The 22,505-nt window shown below is 41.0% G+C and carries 8 protein-coding genes and 3 pseudogenes; 8 read left to right on the top strand and 3 right to left on the bottom strand.

Annotated elements, in window-relative coordinates; translation table 11 throughout:
• Nucleotides 1–29: 29 nt before the first annotated feature.
• Nucleotides 30–1,250: an OmpP1/FadL family transporter gene (locus BLP85_RS09195; protein WP_092819803.1), complete on the bottom strand. Its 1,221-nt coding sequence runs from the start codon at nucleotides 1,248–1,250 to the stop codon at nucleotides 30–32.
• 330 nt (nucleotides 1,251–1,580) lie between these two features.
• Nucleotides 1,581–2,879, bottom strand: coding sequence for an OmpP1/FadL family transporter (locus BLP85_RS09190; RefSeq protein ID WP_092819802.1), 1,299 nt, complete (start codon nucleotides 2,877–2,879; stop codon nucleotides 1,581–1,583).
• Nucleotides 2,880–4,407: 1,528 nt separating this feature from the next.
• On the opposite strand from BLP85_RS09190, the gene BLP85_RS09180 reads away from it, so the two are divergent.
• Complete coding sequence (locus tag BLP85_RS09180) at nucleotides 4,408–4,866, top strand: DUF2147 domain-containing protein (protein WP_092819800.1); 459 nt, start codon at nucleotides 4,408–4,410, stop codon at nucleotides 4,864–4,866.
• Nucleotides 4,867–5,358: 492 nt separating this feature from the next.
• On the opposite strand, the gene BLP85_RS09175 is transcribed toward BLP85_RS09180, so the two are convergent.
• Nucleotides 5,359–6,477 (bottom strand): Fic family protein, encoded by a 1,119-nt coding sequence (locus BLP85_RS09175; protein ID WP_092819799.1) that lies wholly within the window; start codon nucleotides 6,475–6,477, stop codon nucleotides 5,359–5,361.
• A 487-nt stretch (nucleotides 6,478–6,964) separates the two neighbouring features.
• Between BLP85_RS09175 and BLP85_RS09165 the strand changes: the two genes are divergently transcribed.
• The 7 genes and pseudogenes from BLP85_RS09165 (at nucleotide 6,965) to BLP85_RS09145 (ending at nucleotide 22,361) form a co-directional block, all read left to right on the top strand.
• Nucleotides 6,965–9,295: a hypothetical protein gene (locus tag BLP85_RS09165; protein WP_171259689.1), complete on the top strand. Its 2,331-nt coding sequence runs from the start codon at nucleotides 6,965–6,967 to the stop codon at nucleotides 9,293–9,295.
• Nucleotides 9,296–9,559: 264 nt separating this feature from the next.
• On the top strand, nucleotides 9,560–10,525 hold the full coding sequence (locus BLP85_RS09160) for a YagK/YfjJ domain-containing protein (RefSeq protein WP_092819798.1): 966 nt from the start codon (nucleotides 9,560–9,562) through the stop codon (nucleotides 10,523–10,525).
• A gap of 296 nt (nucleotides 10,526–10,821) precedes the next feature.
• Nucleotides 10,822–12,561, top strand: coding sequence for a ShlB/FhaC/HecB family hemolysin secretion/activation protein (locus BLP85_RS09155; protein WP_092819797.1), 1,740 nt, complete (start codon nucleotides 10,822–10,824; stop codon nucleotides 12,559–12,561).
• Nucleotides 12,562–12,625: 64 nt separating this feature from the next.
• Nucleotides 12,626–14,773, top strand: a pseudogene (locus tag BLP85_RS15200) (two-partner secretion domain-containing protein); the annotation flags it as partial.
• Nucleotides 14,750–15,436 (top strand): annotated as a pseudogene (locus BLP85_RS15195) (hypothetical protein); the annotation flags it as partial. The pseudogenes BLP85_RS15200 and BLP85_RS15195, both read left to right, overlap by 24 nt.
• 1,434 nt (nucleotides 15,437–16,870) lie before the next feature.
• A pseudogene (locus BLP85_RS15190) lies at nucleotides 16,871–21,499 on the top strand (hemagglutinin repeat-containing protein); the annotation flags it as partial.
• A 622-nt stretch (nucleotides 21,500–22,121) separates the two neighbouring features.
• Entirely contained in the window at nucleotides 22,122–22,361 is a 240-nt protein-coding gene (locus tag BLP85_RS09145) for a hypothetical protein (RefSeq protein ID WP_092819795.1), read from the top strand.
• The last annotated feature ends 144 nt before the right edge of the window (nucleotides 22,362–22,505 follow it).

Raw genomic sequence — 22,505 nt, 5'->3', positions numbered from 1 at the left:
TACGCCTTTTTTAAACATATAAAATATATTTAAAATTTATAACCTACATTCAAACCATAAGCGATAGCATGGTTATCTGCAAATTGTCCTGCTTGGGTATGCGCTCCAGTCACAGCATCAGCATCACCTAACCAGAAATATTTCACACCTGCTCCGATAAAGTAGTTTTCAGCAGGGGAGAAGCGCACACCTGTTCCCACATTCCAGTAGCCTTCCGTTGGACCAAGGGTAGTGACTGGATTACCCGCACCTGAATCCCAGCCTACAGAGACATTGGCACCCCAACGTTCATTCAGTTTACGACCCAGGCCTACTGTTGCAGAAATTTGATCGTCTTTATAGTCAATTAGATTAAAGCCATTCGGTTTTCCGGGTACTAGGCCTGCTTGTCCAAGCATTTGAGAGAGTTTACCAAAATTGTAGGGTTGAACTTTAAAATTAGACCAATCCACCCAACGCAGATTTGCAAAGGCAACAGTGTCCACCATAATGCCGCTCTGTAAATCAACATTGACAGATTGTGGCGTGGTTAATTCAGTTTGTCCTGAAGATGCATTTAAGACAGTCATTGCATTATCTAATAGGGTATTGCCTGTCATGCCAGCAGCATTAAAGCGTTCATAAGCATTGATCTTGTGCTTGATTTCTGAACGATAGGTGACGGAAGCTTTGAGTGCAATTTCCGGAATTTGATATGCAACACCTGCTAACCAGCCTGCCGATTCATCTTCACCCGTTCTGAAATCGTAGCCATTGAAAGCACTATAGGTAGTACCACGAAGTAGTACTGTACCATCCACAGTTTGATATACGGCACCTGCATATAAGTTCCAATTCTGAGTCGGTTGGTAGCCTAATATGAGATTTAAGTTTTGTGTGTCTACTTCGACAGAGGTGCCACCTTTAAAAAGAACAGGACGATTTTCTACAAAATTATTATTTCCAGAGTATTCTGCATCCGCACCATAAGGTTGATCGTAAATTAAACCTACAGAAAAGTGTTCATTCGCTTGAACTTTCAAAGCAGCATGTGGGAAATAGTAGTCACCAGCCATATCTGTAGCCGTATTTCCAGACTTATCTTTACCTGAAACTTCAGGGTCTAAAATAGAAATGCCTGCTTCAAAATAATTTCCGGGTTGTAAAAATGTGGCGATAGATTGACCTGAACGATCTAAGCCAGCGGCAAATACTGAAGCAGATGGAAGTAGGCTAATTAAAACTGCTGAATATATTTTATTGAGCTTCATGGTTCTTTCCCTGATGCCATTTTGTAACTAAAAGTGCTGGAAAAGTAACATAAATAAAAAAAGAGTAAATACTCTGCTAGGGTTTAATAATTGACTTGTAAGCACACAAATGATGCTTGATAGAGTAATAATTCTATTTTTGTTAAATTATCTTTATGATTTTTAAATAAAAAGGAAATTATGAAGAATGAAGTAAATCTCAAAATAAAAAATTAACCGTTTGATGGAAAATACAGCTATTAATTTATAAATGTATATTAAATGCTAATCAAAGACTGAAAAAAAGACCATTGTTAGCAATGGTCTTTTTCATCAATGGATTACATGATATTAGAAGCGGTAACCAATTTTTAAGCCATATGCAAGTGCATCGTTGTCTTCAAATTTAGCTACAGTTGCTGGTGTATTGAATTGAGCACCTGATTGAGCGTCAGCATCGCCTAACCAAAAGTATTTCACACCGCCCGCAATAAAGTAGTTTGGTGCTGGACTGAATTGTAAACCTAAACCCACATTCCAGTAGCCTTCAGTAGGACCAAGGGTAGATACAGGGTTGCCTGCACCTGAGTCCCAACCTACTGATACGTTACCCGCCCATTGCTCACTCATTTTACGACCAACACCTACTGTTGCGGAAATTTGATCATCAGAGTATGCAACTAAATCAAAACCATTTGGTTTTCCAGTTGAAGCTACAACAGGTGCTTGTACACTAGCTGTACCAAATTTAGGTGGGCGAATGGAGAAGTTAGACCATTCAACCCAGCGTACATTAGCAAATGCTACGGTATCTGCCATGATGCCGGTTTGGAAATCCAAGTTAACAGATTGTGGTGTCGTGATTGAAGTACTTGAATTTGGTTGTAGGTTAAGACCAGCAAATAAACCTGTATTAAAAGTTTCAGTAGTTTTTGCATCATGGTCAATTTCAGAACGATAGGTTAAAGATGCTTTGAGAGCAATATCAGGAATTTGATAAGCAAAACCAGCTAACCAGCCGACTGAACCGTCTTCTTCCATATTGGCATTGTAAGAGCCAAATGTACTGCTACCGCCATATGCTAGACCACGTAATTGAACGTCACCTTTAACAGTTTGATAAACTGGACCTGCATAAAAATTTAAATTTTTATTTGGTTGGAAACCAAATAGCATTGATATATTTTGTGTTTTTACTTCAACTTTAGTTGATTCAGAACCATTATGGAATAAACCTTGACCTTGAAATGCGGCTAATGCACCTGGTAGTACAGCAGGTGAACTTGAGTCTGTGGCTGAATAAGTTGCATCAGCTCCGAAAGGCTGATCGTAAATTAAGCCAAAAGAGAAATTATCAGTAAGCTGTAATTTTAATGCTGCGCTTGGAAAATAATAATCATCTCCCATATCTGATAAGTTTGTATTTTGAAGCCCAATAGCACTTGCTGGAGCTGCTTGGTTTGGAGTATATCCATTATTTACTTTACCTGAAACATTTGGATCTAAAACAGAAATACCCGCTTCGAAATAGTTACCCGGTTGTAGGAAGGCTGAAATAGATTGACCTGAGCGATCTAGTGCAGCTGCAAATGCACCCGTCATTGGTACTGTTGCAAGAATCATTGCGGTACTAAGAGTTTTTAATTTCATTTTGTGTCTTTCCTTGAGGTACAAATTTTATTACGGCTGATTTGTGTTTTTGAATGCGCTAAATTTATTTTCCTAATATCAGTTATATAACCAGATATCATTTGTTACTCCATGTGACAAAAATAGCACAATAAAAAAAAGAGTAAATGCTCTATAAAAAACTATAGAGTTTAAAAAATGAACTTATTAGAGTTTTTAGTCTAAATTTAGACTAATAGTTTATTTTAAATAATTGAAAAATAATAAATTAAATTTAATTGATAATTATTTTGTTTGAATATTTATTTGATTAAAAAGTGATCATTTATCATAAAAAGTATCATATTTTTATGTGATAGAGTTCTCTTTTTAAGCGTAATAATTGAAATTAAACAATAGCAGTTCAAAGCATTAAATTTTAATTGCTTGGATTATTGATCTTTATATTTCATTCGAGGAGTACAAAATTCTTATCTTATTGTCAGCTTAGACCAGTGAAATTTTGAATAATGAAATTCATGTAAAATGATGCTTAAATCAAGTTTAATCTCATGGTGATTTGAGGTTCTTTTGATACCAGAACTGAGTATCTTTTGAATGATCCTAGATGGTATCGTGTGGACAGTTGTAAGGTATTCACTTAAAGATATCTAAAAGTCAGACATGGTATATTTAATTTATATAATTAAGAAAATACTAAAGTCGTGATAGCATTTGGCAATGTTAATTTGAAGAAAAATATAAAGAAACCCACCGAAGTGGGTCTGTGCGATCGAATACTATCCGTAGTATCAGGGTGTGAATATACACCTATAAAATGACAGTACTGTTTAGATTTGCTTTATAAATAAGCAGGTGAGTTATTTTTTCTTGAAATAAAAAGTGATCAGTAATATCACGATAATAATGAGAATTACTGCAATAACAGCTCTTTCCATAACAGCTCACCTGCAATTTACAATTAAGTTCAGCATTGAATGTTGTGTTTTACTTTATCGTAATCCATAGCCATCCAATGCCTTTCCAGATCAGAAAGCAACATGACTTCAGTAGTGTAATTTTTAGGAGAAAGCTTTAATAGTGCTGGTATGTAATTCTTTTTGTATTCAGAAGGATAATTTGTACACAGGACCTGTTTCCGCACTTTTTGTTTAGTGTCTGGGTTATCCAATTGATTCAGGAATTGTTCGATCTTGGCATCTGATTCTTCGAATTGAGCTTTTACCCCTGGATCAACAACTGGTTCAGAAGCGATGGCTTCTTCAGATTGCTTTTGGCAGCCGCTGATAGCAATAGAGAAGTAGGGCCGGTTCGTATTTTTGATTTCATGGTTTTATGTTGTTATTGGTAGATGAATTATAAGAGGAAATGAGAAAAAGAAAACCCAACGCAATTACATTGTTGAACTACTTTTTGTTCGAACCTAGGATAGGGTATGTGTTTCATCTTGATGAATTTTTTGTCTTTTGAAAAAAAATAATTGCTATAATCCCCCGCGCTTTATACACACTTGTGCTTCTTTTCTAACTTAGTTGTAAAATATCTTTATATGAAGTTTAAATTTATTGGTGCTGTTGCACTACTGCTGGGGCTTATCAACCCATTAAATGCCATGCCTTTTGACCCGTTAATTGGCACATGGAAGGTCATAGATGACCGTACCGGATATTATATTTCAGATATTGTGATTCGCAAAAATTCTAAAACAGGGCAGTACAGTGCTGTTGTCACTAAAAATTATCCGTTGCCTGGTGCGCCAGTTGCTGAAACCTGTACTAAATGTCGGGGTGTTCTGAAAAATCAGCCGATTTTCGGGATGGAGACTTTAAGAGGACTTGTTGCCGATAGTAATCATCAGCAATTCACTAAGGGTGTATGGATTAATACACAAGATGGTCAGGTCTATAATGTTGATGCTCGTATAAACGCATCGAAGGATCAGCTTAAAGTTCAGGGTAAATCTAAAAGTAGTAATACCATGAGTAATATGACATGGAAAAAACTCTAATAGAGTTTTACGTAATTAGAGTGAACATTTCTCAAGTTGCTAAAAACAAAACCCATCAAATATTCTTATAGTTAAAACTATATAAAAAGCAAATGAGTGGGGTGTTTAATTGTATATATCATATAGTTATGCCCTCAATCATTTTTTTTTACATGTATAAAATTAATATATAAAGACTTTAAACTCGTTCGCTTCTATTAGTTATCAATTGAAAATCAGCTAGGGTATAAATAGAACTATTTATATAGTCATTCGTGTACTCATTAATTGCAACTATGGGCGGTTTTGTTGAATTATAGGCGGTTAATAAATTTAAAAAAATATTTAAACATCAATGTACTTGGAGCTATGTGCTGCTAAGTTTGGGAAAAATGATGGTGCGCCCTGCGGGACTCGAACTGTTAGCTTATCTAATTGAATTTTAATTTGATAATTTATGCAGTAAATTGATTTTACCGCAAAATATACCGTAAAAAATAAAAGTACTCTATTTTATAATTGAGTATTGATCTGATAGCGAGTATTACGCCCACCACCTTCCAATTTGATTATACACGCTTTTTCGAGCAAGTCAGATAAGTGGCGAGTAGCCGTAGCTTTACTGACTTTAGCAACCTTCTGATATTGTGAGGCGCTAATACCATGTTCAAAGCCATTTTGACCACCATCTAATAAACGATTCAATACTTTGCGTTGCCCTTCGTGAAGATCTAAGTTTGAATATTTATGCCAAAACTGGCTTTTAAACAATGTTCGATTAATTTGCTTTAACGTCGTTTCAAGGCTGTCATTTAAGGTATCTAAAAACCAAACAAGCCAATTGGTGATATTGGAATCATTTTTTTGGGTTTGTTCTAATATTTCATAGTAACTTTTGCGTTTATTTAATATAACGGGGGACATTGCATACAAGCGAATACTCTGTTCATCCATTTGTGCTAAAGCAAGGTCTGTGAGTGTACGTGTAATACGACCGTTACCATCATCAAAAGGGTGGAGTGTGATAAACCATAAGTGAGTAATACCTGCACGAAGTAGCGGGTCAAGCAAAGCATTGTTTAGACTATGATTAAACCAATTGATAAAAGCTTCTAAACGTTCTTCTAGTCCTTCTCTAGGAGGTGCTTCAAAGTGAACTGTTGGATAATCCAATCGACCAGAGACAACTTGCATTGGTTCTGAACCTCTGAGTTGACCAATACGTAAACGCTGCATTGTCCAATCAGGGTCATTAAAAAGCCATTGGTGCCATTGCATAAGACGTTTAACAGTAAGCGGTTGCTTTACGTTGTTAAGCGCATCCAACATGATGTTGGCTAAGCCTTCAGATCGGTCTGAACTTGGGTAAGGTTGTTCAAGGGTAACACCCAAACGACGAGCAAGTGAGGAGCGTAATGAATACACATTTAAGGTCTCGTTTTCAATCGCTGATGACGCTACAAGATTGGCAAGTAGAGTATCTAATGTGAATTGTTCTTTGGCTAAATCATGTTGACTTTGCCCAAGTAGAATTCCAATTTTTTGATGAATTTGTCTGGTTTTAGGCAAGATGATTTCATCTTCCCATGTGAAGTTTACCCAGTTTTCACTTTGCCAAATCCAATCTTGCATCTTAGTCTCCACTTAGAATCTTTCCAAGGTGAGCTAAATATAACATATATTCGGCTCAATAAATGAGTTGAATAGGGTGTTTAATTAGCTCATTTATATTGATGTATCTCTCACATGTAGGGGCTTATTATTGCTGAAATTTTTTATTTTGATTAGTAATAATAAACAATAATCATTTAAGCCACTTCGTCTCTGTTGCAAAGCCTATCTTTTATCCAATTCCTTGATAGCTCTCCACCTTATTTTAAAAGCATAACTCACTTACTTTTTGAAAGCTTAGTTCAGGTCTTAGGCTTCCATTATTCTTTACTCCAAGCAATAAAGAATACAGCCAATTTCTATACGTAGAATTGTTGTTTTTAGTATTGATTAATATTCATTTTTTATACTGAATAATGATCTATTAAAATAATGATTTTAATGTAGAATAAGTACTGATTAATAAAAGTAATATTTTATTATAGTCTCATAAATATAAAGGATTAGCATGGAAAAGTATCATTTTCTTAAAAGAATAACAAAGAGTGATTTGTATAAGATGTTTCGCTATAAATATCCTTTGTCGTTTCAACGAGGGTCAAAAAGAAATCAGCAACATGAAGTTGTTATTTTTCGAGAGACAATTGATCTGTTGGAGAACTATGATCAGTTGTTGCTGATGCTTAAAAATGATCAGGAACCAACACTTGATGAACTTCCATATTTGACGAACGAGCAGCGTGTACAACTGAATAAAGGGATTGATAGTCTCAGATATTCTCGTAATGTTTTAACTGAAAAGGATCATTTAGACTTTTTTGTTTTTAGAAAAATTTCACAATATTTGGGGTTGAGTCATGACCTTGGTCAACGCAATCATGACTTAATACGAAATTTGAATAAGCATCTAGGGCTAGGTGCAATGAGGTTGTGTGTTGATTCTCATCTGCTTGTAGCAAGCGAATTTAAAGATTATGAGCTTGATGTCTTCTTTGATTTTTTGGAAAAGTTGAAACCGAAAGTATTAACAGACTCTTCTGTTGATGAACAATTTGGCTTAGATGTTTATGAGGCAGGGTACGAGCAAACATTTAAAAAAGCTTTAGATGAACATGAGCAGGTTTATGTCTTTTGCTTCGATGTGACAATTCATCGAGATCAGCCAAAGATAGATGATGATTACCTAAAATTTTATTCAGACTATAAGGATAAAATAAAAGCGATCTTGCAGAAAGTTGATGGATTAAACACACTTATTCATTACTTGGTTAAACTGGAACCAAGTCAGGAATTTGGCATCAATCTACATTTTGTTTTGATTCTTAAGGAAACCAAGTACTTTGCAGAAAATACATTTATCCTAAAATTCAAGAAAGAGTTGGCAAGTATTTTTTCTATTTTGGCGGATGAGTACACTGTTAAAAATTGGAATAACGTTGTTCGCAAGCATTTTAATAAAAAGGCAGTTGGCTTCATCAAAAAAAGTGATGTAGCGGCCGTAAACGAAAGTTGGTACTGGATATTTAGCTGCTTCTTTGCTGTAGAACAGGTTTTTAAATTTAATTTAGGTTTTAACCCACACCAGATAATAAATGGATGTCTGGCTCTGCAATCATCATCTCTACCTACCTCTAATAAGAATTTAGAGTCGTTATCCAAAGACTATTGTACCCTCAATGACCTAAGTGAGCAGGATACAAGGATCTTTGCTCATCGAAAACATTTAGCAAAACCTGTACAGCAATATTTGAGTTATGCTGATCTCACTTACTTGATATATCCATACTTGTCAGAAAGTGACGGTGGACATTTAACATTAGGTCATCTGTTGGGGCGAGTAGAGGTGTTTTGTGAAACCCTAAAAGCAGTAAAACCTGAGTTATTTATTATTCCGAACAAAGCATTGTTTGGTTTTTTCTCACCTGAAGAATATTCAAAAATGCACACTCGATTGGGTCGGATGTGGTTGAATATTTTTAAAACTTTACTTGATGAGCCAGACCTCTTTCAGCAACTGTTAAAAGCACAATTTCGATCTCAAAACGTATTGTCTTTGTTAAGTTTTTTGCAGGTAAATTGGAGCGATTTACAAGAGCTTCAATCTCAGCAATTGAGTGAAGCAGTAATGATTCAACTCAATGAAAAAATGAGCCTTTTAAAGGATGAATTATCACGTCATAATTTTACAGAATCAAAAACAAGTTTAGATAACGGTTTTAGAAAACTTACTCAGTACACTCGTTATTTGCTAGCAAAAGAAGTCTATGTACTGCGTATACAGATTGAATTGAGTAACCAAAACAAAAGTTTGAATCAGACAGAGCAATCACCAATATTGACTGAATTCTTAAGAGTAGGTCAGTCAGCTCAACCACTATGTTGGCTAAGAGGTTATTTGTTGCGTTGGGATCAATATGACTGTGTGCAGAGGAAGAGTAGACAAACCTATGTCGACTTAACTTTGTTTTTTGAATATCAACCCAAACTGCAAGATGTCAATTTGACAGAGATGCTAAAGCTGTATTTGGCTAAATTTATCACACGCTATAACGAAAAGAAGAAACTAAGTAGCACAGTGAGTGAAATACATTACAGCATGCGTAGTTGCAATATTTTTGCTCCAAAGGCTGAGTTAAGGCATGAGGTCTTAAAAATTGAAACCATTGATAAAGACCTTCGAAAAAGCTTTCTGAAATATTATTTACCTTATTTTTACTTTTTAGACTTTTTCATACTATGGGTGGACATGGAAAACGGTAAGAAAATCAAGCGTTATACGAAAGGACAAGAGCCCAAAGCTAAGAAAATTTCAACTACGGAGAACAGCCAATCGTCATAATTGATTGAGTATGTTCTATGTGATTTTTCCTGAAGATTTGACTATAAGCGTTGAATAACTTTAGCTTTGCTAAAAAAGATGAATTTTCTAATATTCCCTAGGATAAATTGATTGAAATATTTCTAGATTTCAATAAATCCTAGGGCATTTTTTTGTCTGAAAAGCTGTAGTAGATATTATATATATGAATTATATAACTAAATATTAAGAATTAAAAAATACTCAAACACCTGATCTGATGAGCATAGTACGGAAATACTCATCATGAACACTTTTCAACACACACTGCATGAACCAAGGCTACTGATTGAAATTGAATCTTTTACCAAGAGGATTATGAAACATGGTCTGAAGAGAAAAGATCTGTCTGAACTTGTTAGATTGCTAGATGGCTTTGAAGAAATCTATTCCTGTAATTATCGTTATATAGACTATGTTGGATTATTTGATCATATTGCTGAGTACCAATTTCAAATCTATAAGCAGATGCAAAACGGTCGCTATACGTATAAATCTCTTCTAGAGGTGAGTGATTGGCTGCTAGAGCATTACAGTTGGTTGTTTCAAGTCAATAAGGAAAAAGTCTTGAGTGATGTTCGACAGTATAAGTCTGGCGTAAAGAGAAGGTTGAAAACACTTCAAACCACAGTAGAGAAATTATTTTTCCGTTATAGCCGTAATCTGGTTGTCAGAGTGGATTTAAAGTATAGGGAATCAAAGCAGCCTATGGTTGATATTGAAATGTTTAACCAGCATGTTCAAAAGCTATGTAACCGCATGGCAAATAAAAATAAGTGCTTTAAAAATCTTAAATTCAATGCCTGGTGTTTAGAACAGGCTCCGCTAGGTAGTTATCACGTTCATTTGTTTTTGATCTACGATGGTTCGGCATCTACATATGACTGTAAGCTCGCTAGATGGGTAGGTAGGGTATGGATGGATGAAATCACGGAAGGGCTTGGTTACTATTGGAATTGCCATACGAATAAACATGCGGATGAAGATTTGGAAGACAATGACACTATGGTCGCGAATACAGACAGCGTTCAGAAAAAGGAAAGTTATAAGTATCTAAATGGCTTGGGTATGATTAAGCGTGAAGATCCAAGAGGATTGGAAAGGCTTAAAGCTGTTTATAGCTATTTAGCTCGTATGACTGTTGAAAAGATTGACCAGCGGCTTAGAGTCCGTGTGAAAGGTATGAGAGCTTTTGGCTGTTCTTCATGTTGATTGAGCAAAAGGCTACATATCTCAATACAGTAGGATAGAGTTATACATTATTATTTAAAAAAGCCACTTCAGTAAGTTGCGGAATATGAGTCAGGAATGGCTCATATTCTTAGATACAAGAATAGAGCTATTTATTGTCAAATACCTGATGAAATAATGGTATCTGCAAATCCTAAAGGTGTTTATTGTTTAGGAGTTTATTAAGTCTCACAAATGATAAATTACATAAATATTTGAAGTAAAACTGTGAATGTTAGTATAATTATTAATAAAATTAATTATTTATATTTAATATTATGAAATGCGTCACAATAAATCTAAATACTAAGAATTTACTCTTAGGTTCAAGTCTCGCCCTATTAGCGCAGACGGGTTATGCTGTAGTGGAAATCGATAATACGGTTCAGCGCCAGCAGCAGCGAGATGAAGCGCTGACAAAATTGGTTCAGCCAGAAGCATCAGTACAGACGGGTTTAGAGAAGCAATTACAGAACAGCGTGCAGCTGCAGTATTTAAAATCCCACAGTGAAAACATCTGTTTTGAAATTAAGAAGTTCGTATTGATCGGGAAAGGTGCCCGAGAATTTACTTTTGCCATGCGTCCCGTCATTCAGGGCGAACATAATTTAATTGGCCGCTGTATTGGCGTAAAAGGATTAAATCAAGCGCTGGATCTGATTCAAAACCGAATCATCAGCCACGGTTATGTCACCACACGCGTACTGCTGCCGCAGCAAAATATTGCTTCAGGCGAAATTCAGCTGCAGGTCATTGCCGGTAAAGTTGACCAAATTCAATTTGCAGCAGGCACCTCCAAGCGCGCACATAAATTCAACGCGTTGCCAGTGAAATCAGGCGATATTTTAAATGTACGCGATATAGAGCAGGGCTTGGAAAATTTTAAGCGTGTACCCACGGTAGAAGCAGATTTTAAAATTCAGCCGGCGGTACAGCGCAATGAACCGGGCTATAGCGACTTGGAGCTGGCTTGGCAACAGTCTAAACCATACCGCATTCATTTAGGCATCGATGATGCCGGTTCAGATTCGACAGGTAAATATCAAGGCACGGCAACACTGTCTTTAGATCATCTCTTTACCGCTAATGATCTATTTTACGGTAGCTATAACCATGATTTAGGCGGTGGGGACGCTGGCAAGCGAGGCACAGACGGCTATTACCTCAGTTACAGCATACCGCTGAATTATTGGCTGCTCAGCACCAGCCTGAGCCAGTCGGATTATCATCAAACTGTGGCCGGCGCCAATCAAAGCTATGAATACAGCGGCGAAAGCAGGCTGGTCAGCGCAGACTTATCCCGGGTGATTTACCGGGATGCACAGCGTAAAACCACGGCATCTGTTGGCGGCTGGGCGCGTGAATCTAAAAACTTTATTGAAGATGTAGAAGTGGAAGTGCAGCGCCGCCAAACGGCCGGCTGGCAGGCCAGCTTGGCGCATACCGAATATCTCTCTAATGCAACGCTGAATGGCGCAGTAACTTATAAACGCGGCACGGGCGCATTTTCAGCGATGCCAGCGCCAGAAGAACAGTTTGGTGAAGCTTATACCCATGTCGGCATTTGGCAAGCCAATGTCAGCCTGCAAGTACCGTTCAAAGCGGGCAATCAGAACCTGCAGTATTTAGCGGAATGGCGCATGCAACACAGCCAAAAGCCACTGACCCCGCAAGACCGTTTTTCAATTGGCAACCGCTATACCGTACGCGGTTTTGACGGCGAGCAGACCTTAATGGCAGACAACGGCTTTTTAGTGCGCAATGAACTGAGTGGTTCGATTTCCAAACTACTGATGCAGTGGTATGCCGGTGTGGATTATGGCGAAGTCGGCGGGCAAACCGCACATGAACCGAATCCATTGGTGGGTACCAGCTTGATGGGCGCTGTCATTGGCTTGCGCGGTCAGGTGCTGAAATCGGTCAGCTATGACGTCTTTGCCGGCACGCCGCTGAAAAAACCGAATGGCTTTAAAACCGATGATTACACCACGGGCTTTAGCCTGAACTGGATGTACTGATTTTTGAGTGCAAGCTTTTTTAAAAAACATTGAAAAAAATATAAAGATTAAAGGGTAAATTGCTGTGAATAAGAATTGCTACCGTATTATTTTTAGCCAAGCGCGCGGCATGTTTGTTGCTGTTGCGGAAATTGTCAAAAGCCGCAGCAAGACAGTAGGTCAAAGTGAGGCCATCAGTGCTGCAGATACGCCGCAATTTACACCTCAAACTTTAAAAAAACTCAATCCGCTGAATTTTGCCGTGCTCAGCCTGTTGGGCGCAGTGATTTATACTATGCCGCTGAGCAGTATGGCAAATACTCAGATTATTGCGGATAAATCTGCGCCGAATTCACAGCAAGCGACCATTCTGAACAGCAGCAATGGCCTCACTCAAGTCAATATTCAAACACCCAGCGCTGGCGGTGTTTCACGCAATACCTACACGCAATTTGATGTGGGGCAGGAAGGTGCGATTTTAAATAACTCGCGAAATAATGCTCAGACTCAAATCGGTGGCTGGGTACAGGGGAATCCATGGCTGGCGAATGGTGAAGCCAAAGTTATCTTAAACGAAGTCAATAGCAGCAATCCGAGCCAGCTAAAAGGCTATCTGGAAGTGGCAGGCAAGTCTGCACAAGTGGTGATTGCCAATCCATCGGGTCTGGTTTGTGATGGCTGTGGCGTGATTAATGCAGATCGTTTTACTTTAACCACCGGCCAGGCGGTAATGAATCAAGGCTATTTGGAATCATTCCGTGTACGTGATGGTCAAGTGACCATTGAAGGCAAAGGCTTAAACGGCAGCTTAACGCCTTATACCGATATCTACGCGCGGGCTTTAAGTGTCAATGCTGGACTTTATGCTAACAGGCTGAATGCAGTTTTAGGTCAAAATGATATTAACGTCAAAGACCAGGTTATGCCACAGATCAATCCTTCGGCATCAAATTTAACGCCCAATCCCGATCAGCCTGGTTATGCACTGGATGTTGCACAGCTGGGCGGCATGTACGCCGGAAAAATCTTTTTGGTAGGTACAGAAGCGGGCCTGGGTGTGCGCAATGCGGGCTCGATCAATGCCACTGAAAATCAGCTGACCTTGAATGCCAATGGTGATTTAGTCAACTCAGGCAATATCATTGCCAATAAAGGCCAGCTGGATGTGCAGGCAAACAATATTGCCAATAGCGGTAATATCAGCAGTGCGGCAGCGAAAGTCACAGTACAAAGCCAGAACTTAAGCAATAGCGGCTTAATCAGCAGTGGCGATGAGCTGTATTTAAGTCAAAGCGCAGCCATTCAAAATGCGGGCAAAATCAATGCGGCGCGGATTGCGCTGGATGCAAATGAGCTGAAAAATACAGGAAGCATTCAGCAAACTGGTACTCAGGCTTTAGCGCTACAGGCAGAGAAGATCAGCAACACCGCAGGTAAAATCGGGGTAGCTGCATCGGCGTCTTCTGGCGGCAGTACTGGCGGTACGGGTTCATCTGGCGGCGCAACTGACCCTGTGGCGGAACAGCCAGTGAATCAGGCGCAGGATGGTGGCAGCTTATCCGTTGTTGAAAATACAGATTTGCCTGTTAAAACCTATGCAACGGGCTATATCCGCATAGCACAAAGCTTAAATAATGATGGCGGCAGTATTGAGGCCAATGGCGGCATTGATTTAAGCACGCAGAATGGTTTGGACAATACTGGCGGGCAGCTGCAGCTGGGGCTGCTGAATGTCAGCGGCGGCGCATTTGTCAATCAATCCGGGCAGCTGGCTGTAGAGCAGGCCAATATTCATACCGACAGTATCAATAATGAAAAAGGTTCGCTTTTTGCTCAGCACAGCTTGATTCTGCAAAGCCAGACATTCAATAATCAGCAAGGTCAGGTACAGGCGCTGGATACGGTCAGCATTCAAACGTCAGATCTGCTGGATAACCAAGAAGGACTGATTGCTGCACAGCAGGCTCTTGATCTGCAAGCCGGCCAGCTAAACAATACAGAAGGGACACTGTACTCTGAACAAAGCAGTCTGCAGCTGCAGGTGCAGGGTCAGATCAATAATACTGCTGGCATCATTCAGGCAGCGAAAAGCAGCAGCATTGAGGCTCAAAGCCTGGTCAATCAGCAAGGTCAGCTGATTGCGGATGGCCTTAATATTCAGCTTAAAACATTGGATAATGCAAAAGGGCAGATTCAGTCGGCTGGAGATTTGAAGATTCAGGCAGACAGCATTCAGAATCAGCAAGGGCAATTGATTGCTCAGCATGCGCTGAGTTTGACCAGCAATGCGGCAGCTTTATCGAATCAATCCGGACAGATCAGTGCAGGTGCTGACATTCAGATTGACAGCTATGGCTTGAATAATGATGCCGGCTTAATTCAAGCAGGACAAAATTTAAAAATTAATGTTCAAAATCAAAATTTAAGCAATCAGCAGTCAGGCGCATCCGGCGGCTTGATTGCGCAGCAAGCCTTGAGCATTCAGAACGTGAAGCAGCTGAACAGCCAGCAAGGCTTTATTGGTGCCAATGGCGCAGTGGAAATCTCTGCCCAGCAGCTGCAGAATCAAAAAGGCCAGATCAGCAGTGCAGCGGATGTGACTGCTGATGTTGCGGGTGAAGTGAATAACCAGGAAGGGCAAATTACAGCACAGGGCAATATCATTCTGCGCGCTGCGGTTGTAGACAACAGCGCGGTTTCAGCTGTAGGCAGTCAAATCATTGCCGGCAAAGACTTGCAGATCAATGCTGAGCAGCTGCTGAACAGCCAAACAGCTGTGGCAGAAGGACAAGGAATTCATGCAGAGAATCTTCAGATTGCTGTTCAGTCTCTGGATAACCGCCAAGGCGCAATACGCGCCAACAGTAACGCTCTCTTAAATGTGGCGCAGCAGGTGCAGAATGGGCAAGGCTTGGTTAGTGCGGTAAATCAATTGCAGCTGAAATCTGATTCGCAGCAGCTGATGATCCAAAACCGGCAAGGACAGCTGCTCGCTGGCGGGAAATTAAAGATTGACGCAAAACAGCTGAGCGGTGATGGGCAAGTGATCAGTCTGGGTGATGCGGATATTGCTCTGACTGATACTTATCAGCATGGCAAAGATGCGGTGCTGCAGGCCAATGGGCAGCTAAATGTGGCGCTGCAGCAGGATCTGGATAACTCGGGAGCAATCACTGCCGGGAATGGGCTGAATATTCAGGCCAATATCATCCGAAATTTAACGGCTGATGCATCATTGCAGGCACAGCAAACAGCGCTGAACGCGGTGAACAGCATTTACAATGCGGGCTTGATCAATGGCGATGTCACAGTTCTGAAAGCTGCGCAGATTGATAATGAAGGCACAGGGCGCATTTATGGCACTGCGCTGGCGCTGCAAGCTGATACGCTGAATAACCGTCCGGATGCAGCAGGTAAAGCGCCTGTGATTGCAGCGCGGGAACGCCTGGATATTGGGGTAAATACCTTAAATAACCTGGCTAATCCAGCCGATTATGACAGCCAGGCTCTGATTTTAAGTGCGGGTGATTTTTATTTGGGCGGTGTGTTAGACCAGAATCATCAAGCTGCGGGCACGGCACAAACCGTAAATAATGCGGGTGCGCGGATTGAAGCGCTGGGAGATTTGTATTTCTCTGCACGGCAAGTCAATAACAGCAATGCCAATTTTGATACCGATTTGGTTTTGGTCAATGTTGAAAAAGGGTTGGTGAAGGAGTACGGCGGCGGTTGGAAAACTTTTGACGGTGTGTATTTTGGTGGTAATGGTAGTGAAGACTGGACAGTTTACCGCTATGACATCGAACACTATGAGACCCAGGTAACCGAATCTGCACCGGGGCTGATACAAGCCGGCGGCAATCTGAATTTTGACAATGCTGACAGTATTGTCAACGACAAGAGCCAGATTCTGGCAGGCCAGCAGCTGAACGTGAATGGCATCAGTGCGGATCAAAGCGCAATCATGCAAAATATCGGTGTAGATGGCCTGACCAAAGTGCTTTATACCGGCACACAGGAACTGCATTATTTGGATGGCGGAGACCATGATCATGAGGTTGATTATCATGCGTGGATGCAGGAAAGCTTAGGCAGCGAACCCTTGCCGGTCAGCATTGCCAAGCCGTTTATGAATCTAACGGGCTCGAATGCTTCGATTGATCCAGTGCAGGCTGATGCGCTGGATATCAAAATTGATCAGGCGGATGGTACTGCTGGAAGTGTAAAAGATCAGGTGGATTTAGCTGCTGCCACTGGCACCGATACTGAAATTCGGGCAGTGGACAACAGTCAGTTCAAAGTACCCAACAGCGCTTTATACAAGGTCAATAAAGACAGCAGCGCCCATTATCTCATTGAAACCGATCCAGCTTTTGCCAATTATAAAAACTGGCTGTCCTCGGACTATATGTTGAGCGCGCTGGGTCTGGATCCAAGCATGCAGCAGAAGCGCTTGGGCGATGGCTACTATGAACAGCGCATGGTGCAGGATCAGGTTGCACAATTAACCGGTTTTAGATTCCTTGAAGGCTATGGATCAGATGAAGAGCAATACAAAGCCTTAATGAACAATGGGCTGTCTTTTGCAAAAGCATACGGCCTGCGTCCAGGCATTGGCTTGACCGCAGCGCAGATTGCACAGCTGACCAGTGATATTGTATGGCTGGAAGAAAAAGAAGTGACCTTGCCGAATGGCAGCAAGCAAAAAGCCTTGGTGCCACAAGTGTATGTCAAAGCGCGCGTAGGCGATTTAAAAGGTGACGGTACATTAATCTCTGCTGAAACAGTCAATATCAAAATACAAGGCGATGTGCTGAATTCCGCAGTGATTGCTGGACGCAATGCTGTTGTATTGAATGCGGAAAATGTCGATTTGCTGAACGGGCGGATTCAAGCCAATCAAGCAGCGGTCACGACAGCAAAGGATCTCAATATTGCAGGCGGTCAAATTATTGCAGATCAGGTCATCCAGTTGGATGTTGGACGGAATTTTAATTTAAATACCACGACGTTGAGTTCAGAACATCAGATTGGCCAAAGCTATTTCAGTCAAACCGGCATAGACCGTGTTGCCGGACTGTATGTCAACGGTTCGCTGAATACGCAAAATACCGATACAGAGAATTTAAGCACCACAATCAGTATCCGTGTGGGCGGCAATACCCACATGAAGGCTGCTGAAATCGCCAACAGCAATGGCTCTACTGTTATTCAGACGGCTGGGGATGTGGATGTCGGGACAGTCAATGTGGGCCGTACTACGCATATTCAGTCAGATGCGCAAAACTTCAACCATAGCAGCTACCGAACAGATGTCGGCAGCCAAATTGCAGGACAAGGCGATATTTACCTGATGGGTCAGAATATTCAGATCACAGGTTCTAACATATCCAGTGTTACAGGAACTGCGGCGCTTTCAGCGCAAGACAATTTGACGATCTCAGAAGGGCGGACAGAACAGAAAGTTGAAGCGCGGAATATTGAAACCGGCGGAAGCGCTTTCAGCAAAAAAAACTCAGATTCGTATTTTAAAACACAGCGCAATGAAGCGCTTGCCAGCAGTATTGATGGCAACAAGGTCATTCTGGATGGCAATAATGTCAGCATCCGCGGCAGCAATGTCATTTCTGATGATTTAACGCAGATACAGGCGAAAGAGAATATTTCAATTAAGGCTGCTGAAAATCAGTCTTCAGAAGTGTCGGAAAGCACGGTTAAAAAATCTGGATTTACAGCCAGTGTTTCCGATGGCGTGGCAAGTGTCGGCTATGGAAAATCCAATGTGCACAGTAAAGATGCCGCTCAATCTACTGATTTGACGCAAAGTGTGGTATCGAGTCTGGCTGGCAATGTGAATGTTGTGGCTGGTAAAGATTTGACTGCAGAAGCGGCACAGCTGTCAGCAGCTAAAGACATGAATCTGCAAGGCGCGAATGTTCATTTAAATGCCTTGAATATCAGTCAGAAACAGCAAAGCCAGTTTGATAGCAAGCAGTCCGGCATCTCTGTCGGCATCACTTACAGCGCTGAAGCTGCTGCTGCCTCTTCTGTGAAGAAGAGCAAGGAGAATAATGACTTCTCTGACAGCGCAGTAGGCAAGATCATGTCCAGCGCAGAAACTGCACGCAAAGCGACTATGGCGGCAACGACACCGGTTGTGATCACGGCCAGTCATCAAAAGATTAACAATAGCTCTCAATCAACATCCACTCAGTCTGTAGGCACTGAAGTGACTGCAGGCGGCAATTTAAATATTATTGCCAGAGACGGTGATATCCGCAGTCAAGGTGCGAAAATCTCTGCAGAAGGCAATGCTTTGCTGCATGCCAAGAATAATATTGATCTGTTGGCGGTTTCCAATACAGAAAGCCAAAGTGTAGATACCAAACGCAGCGGCTTCAGTATCGATACTCGGGATCACCTTGCCCCAATCGGTGTTTATAACGACAAAGGGGTCGGCAATGGCAGTTTGAGTCAAAGTGTAGGGACAGAACTTTCTGTCGGCGGAAAAACGGTTCTGCAGACTGAGGCGGGTGATATTAATATCATTGGCAGCAAAGTGGTTTCACAAAATGATCTCAGCCTGTCTGCAGGCAGGGACATCAATATTCAGTCTGCGCAAAGCACCCAAAATCAAAGCGAAAGCCAAAAGGGCAAAGGCTGGGGCAGCGCACAGATTTCTGATACAGAACGCTTTGACGGCTACATGGCCAATCAGAATAACAGCAGCAGCGTCAGTGTGACGCAAGAGCGCAGTCAACTGGGCAGCTTAGATGGCAATGTCAACATTACAGCAGGTAATAACTACAATCAAAAAGTAGCTGATGTGGTTGCAGGCAAAGATATCAACATTACTGCAAAAAATATCAGCATCGTCGATGACCAAAATACCGGCAGTGACAGCCAATCGAGCAAAGACCTCAAAGTAGGTGTATTTAGCCGAATTACATCGCCACTCATTGATTTAATCAATGCAGTCGATAATGCCGGAAAGAGTAAAGCTGATGACCGCACGAAGGCCCTGCAAGGCCTTGCAGCAGGCGCTCAAGCCTACCAAACCGCTAATACTATTAATAATGTACAAAAAGACATTGCTGCACTTGCACAAAATTCGGATGCTGTGACCTCAAAAGCGGCATTGTTTAAAGCTGAAGCAGGCGTAGGCTTTAGCACCAGCAAGAACAACCAAGACAACAGTTATTCAACATCACAAGGCAATGTACTTAATGCAGGCGGCAACATTAACCTGACCAGTACAGAGGGAGACATTCACCTTAAAAATACGCAAGTAAATGCCAAAGATAAAATTAGTCTGGATGCAGCCAAAGACATCTTACTTGAATCTGGACAAAGCAAAGAATATGCAGATGGCAAGAACAGTAATGCAGGTGCACAAGTAGGTGTGGGTGTATCGGTAGGCGCGCAAACAGGCGTATATGTTTATGCAGAGGCAGGTTATGGCAAAGGCAGCAATCACTTAGAAAGCATCACACATAACAACACGACACTCAATGCAGATAAAATCAGCATCAAGAGTCAAGGCGATACTACGCTGAAAGGTGCACAAGCTACGGCCAACCGCATAGATGCAGATGTCGGTGGAAACTTAAACATCATTAGCCAACAAGACACTTTAGACCAAAACAACGAACAAATGGGGGTAGGTGCACGTGTGCAAGTCTCGGCAGGCACAGCATGGGATGCATCGGGTAATTTTAATAACTCAAGCGCGAAAGGTAATTCTAAGAGTGTTAAGCAACAAAGTGGCTTATTTGCAGGGGATGGCGGCTACCATGTCAAAGCAGACCATGTTGATTTGCAAGGCGGCGCAATTGCCTCTACCGCTTCAAAAGAAAATAATGATCTCACTGCAAACAGTCTAAAATTTAGCAACATCGAAAATGAAAGCAGCCACAATGCAACGACCGTTGCACTGTCTGGCGGTACACGATTTGGTGAGGAGAAAGGCAAAGACAGTACAGGTGCACAATACACCAACAATGTGAATTGGAGAGACAGTACAAGCTTTAGTCCGACACTACCACAACAAGACAAAGACAGTGACAACAGTACGACCTATGCCACGATCAGTGAAGGCAAGATTAATATTGGTGGTAAAGATACCACAGTCAAAGAACTGGGTATCCATAGCGATATCAATACAGCGAACCAACAAGTGGCTGATGTTCCTGACTTGCAAGCCATCTTAGACAAACAAAAGACTGTATCGGATGCCACAAGTACCATTGTTGCAGCAACACGCACTTATAGCCAAAACAAACAAGCCGAAGCAGAAGCGCAAAAACAAGCAGCAGAAGCTCAAGCAATTGAAAAGCTAAAAGCAGAAGGTGGAGAAAAGTGGGCTGAATATAACAGTACAGATGACTATGTAACTAAACAAAATCTTCTAAAAAGTACATTACCTGCATACAAAGATGCATCAGACCAAGCACAGTCATGGGGCATGGGAGGCAATAGCAGTCGAGCACTGAATGCAGTGACTACAGCCATTACTGCAGCATTGGGTGGACAAACTGACCTGCAAGTGGTGACTAATACGCTTGCACCATATGCAGCGCAAGTGATTGGCAGCAAGTATGGACATGGTGAAGATAAAAACACGGCTGCGCAGTTAGTGTCTCATGCAATATTAGGTGCAACACTTGCTTATATAAATGGTGGAGACCCGACTGCAGGCGGAAGTGCTGCGGTTGCCAGTGAAGCTGCAGCAAACTACTTAACCAACCAACTCGCAGAAAAATATAAAGATGATCCTAAGTACTTTGTAAATGGGGAGTTCCAAGCGAATTTACTGTCAGAAGCTGAAAAAGCGCAAATCCGAGATTTAACAGCAGGGATTGGTGCAGTGATAGGTGGAGCTGCAGGAGACACGAGTTATAACGCTCAGTTGGCGGGTGTGATTGGGCAGAATGCTGTGGAGAATAATGTCGACTCAGTAAAAGACATTCAAAATGCGAAAGCCTATTCTGAAAAGATGTATAAGGATACATGTGCAGTATATGGTTTAGGTGAGCCTGCATGTGGAATACAAATTAGAAAAGATGGGTTTGAAATTTTAAAAGGAACAGCTTTAGTACTTTTACCAACCGAGCCGTATGAGTTTATTCCAGTTGGAAAAGGAGTTGGTATTGTTCTGAAAGGTACAAATAAATTAATTGCGGTATATAAGGATATTAAAGCCGCTGAGAAAGCAGTGGAAAAGGCTGGAGCTAAAGTTGAAATTCCTAATGCTGTAAATATAAATGCTCAAGATGCTTTAAATAGAAAGCTTTCTGGATTAGAGAAAGCTCAAAAGATGGCGAAAGTAACAAAAACATTACCTGATGGAAGAATCCGATATTACAATACAGAAGTTGCAGCAAGGACGGCGGGTCAAACGAGAGGAGCTTCATTTGTTACAGAGTATGATCCGAAGACAGGAGCTGTTAGACAATGGATGGAAAGTTATGACCATGGTGGTAATGTAATTAGAGTACATCCAAAATCAATAAATGGACAGCCAGTTATTGGACAGCATTATCCACCAACTGGAAAAGAAATACAGGCGGGAGCTAAATAAATTGAATAAAGATTTAAATAGAGAACTATCTAAATTGAAAGATTATGTTCTTCAGAGTTACGATCCAATAGAAGTATCTAGTACAGCTATGGAAATTTATAATAATTATGCTCTACAGTTATCTGTTGCTTCTTCAGACAAATTGATGATTCTAGTTGCAATGGACATGGGGGACGAATTTGAACTTCCTCAGAATGAGGTTGAAGACCTGTTAGATTTTTTAATAAATCAGCAGGACTAAAGTAAATTTTACAATGCTTTAAATGCTATGGCTACTGGTGCATTGGGCGGGAAAACAGATGTTTAAATTGCCGCCAATACTCTTGCGCCATATGCTGCTCAAATCATTGGCGAGAAGTGGGGCCATGGAGAGGACAAGAATACC

The organism is Acinetobacter kookii (assembly GCF_900096895.1).
Classification (GTDB): Bacteria; Pseudomonadota; Gammaproteobacteria; order Pseudomonadales; family Moraxellaceae; genus Acinetobacter; species Acinetobacter kookii.
The sequence above is the reverse complement of the archived record's forward strand: the minus strand, read 5'-3'. Positions and strand labels throughout refer to the sequence as shown.

Bases quoted from the DNA above. Each gene is read 5' to 3' on its own strand.
- BLP85_RS09195 (WP_092819803.1), bottom strand. From the start codon at position 1,250: ATGAAGCTCAATAAAATATATTCAGCAGTTTTAATTAGCCTACTTCCA.
- BLP85_RS09190 (WP_092819802.1), bottom strand. From the start codon at position 2,879: ATGAAATTAAAAACTCTTAGTACCGCAATGATTCTTGCAACAGTACCA.
- BLP85_RS09180 (WP_092819800.1), top strand. From the start codon at position 4,408: ATGAAGTTTAAATTTATTGGTGCTGTTGCACTACTGCTGGGGCTTATC.
- BLP85_RS09175 (WP_092819799.1), bottom strand. From the start codon at position 6,477: ATGCAAGATTGGATTTGGCAAAGTGAAAACTGGGTAAACTTCACATGG.
- BLP85_RS09165 (WP_171259689.1), top strand. From the start codon at position 6,965: ATGGAAAAGTATCATTTTCTTAAAAGAATAACAAAGAGTGATTTGTAT.
- BLP85_RS09160 (WP_092819798.1), top strand. From the start codon at position 9,560: ATGAACACTTTTCAACACACACTGCATGAACCAAGGCTACTGATTGAA.
- BLP85_RS09155 (WP_092819797.1), top strand. From the start codon at position 10,822: ATGAAATGCGTCACAATAAATCTAAATACTAAGAATTTACTCTTAGGT.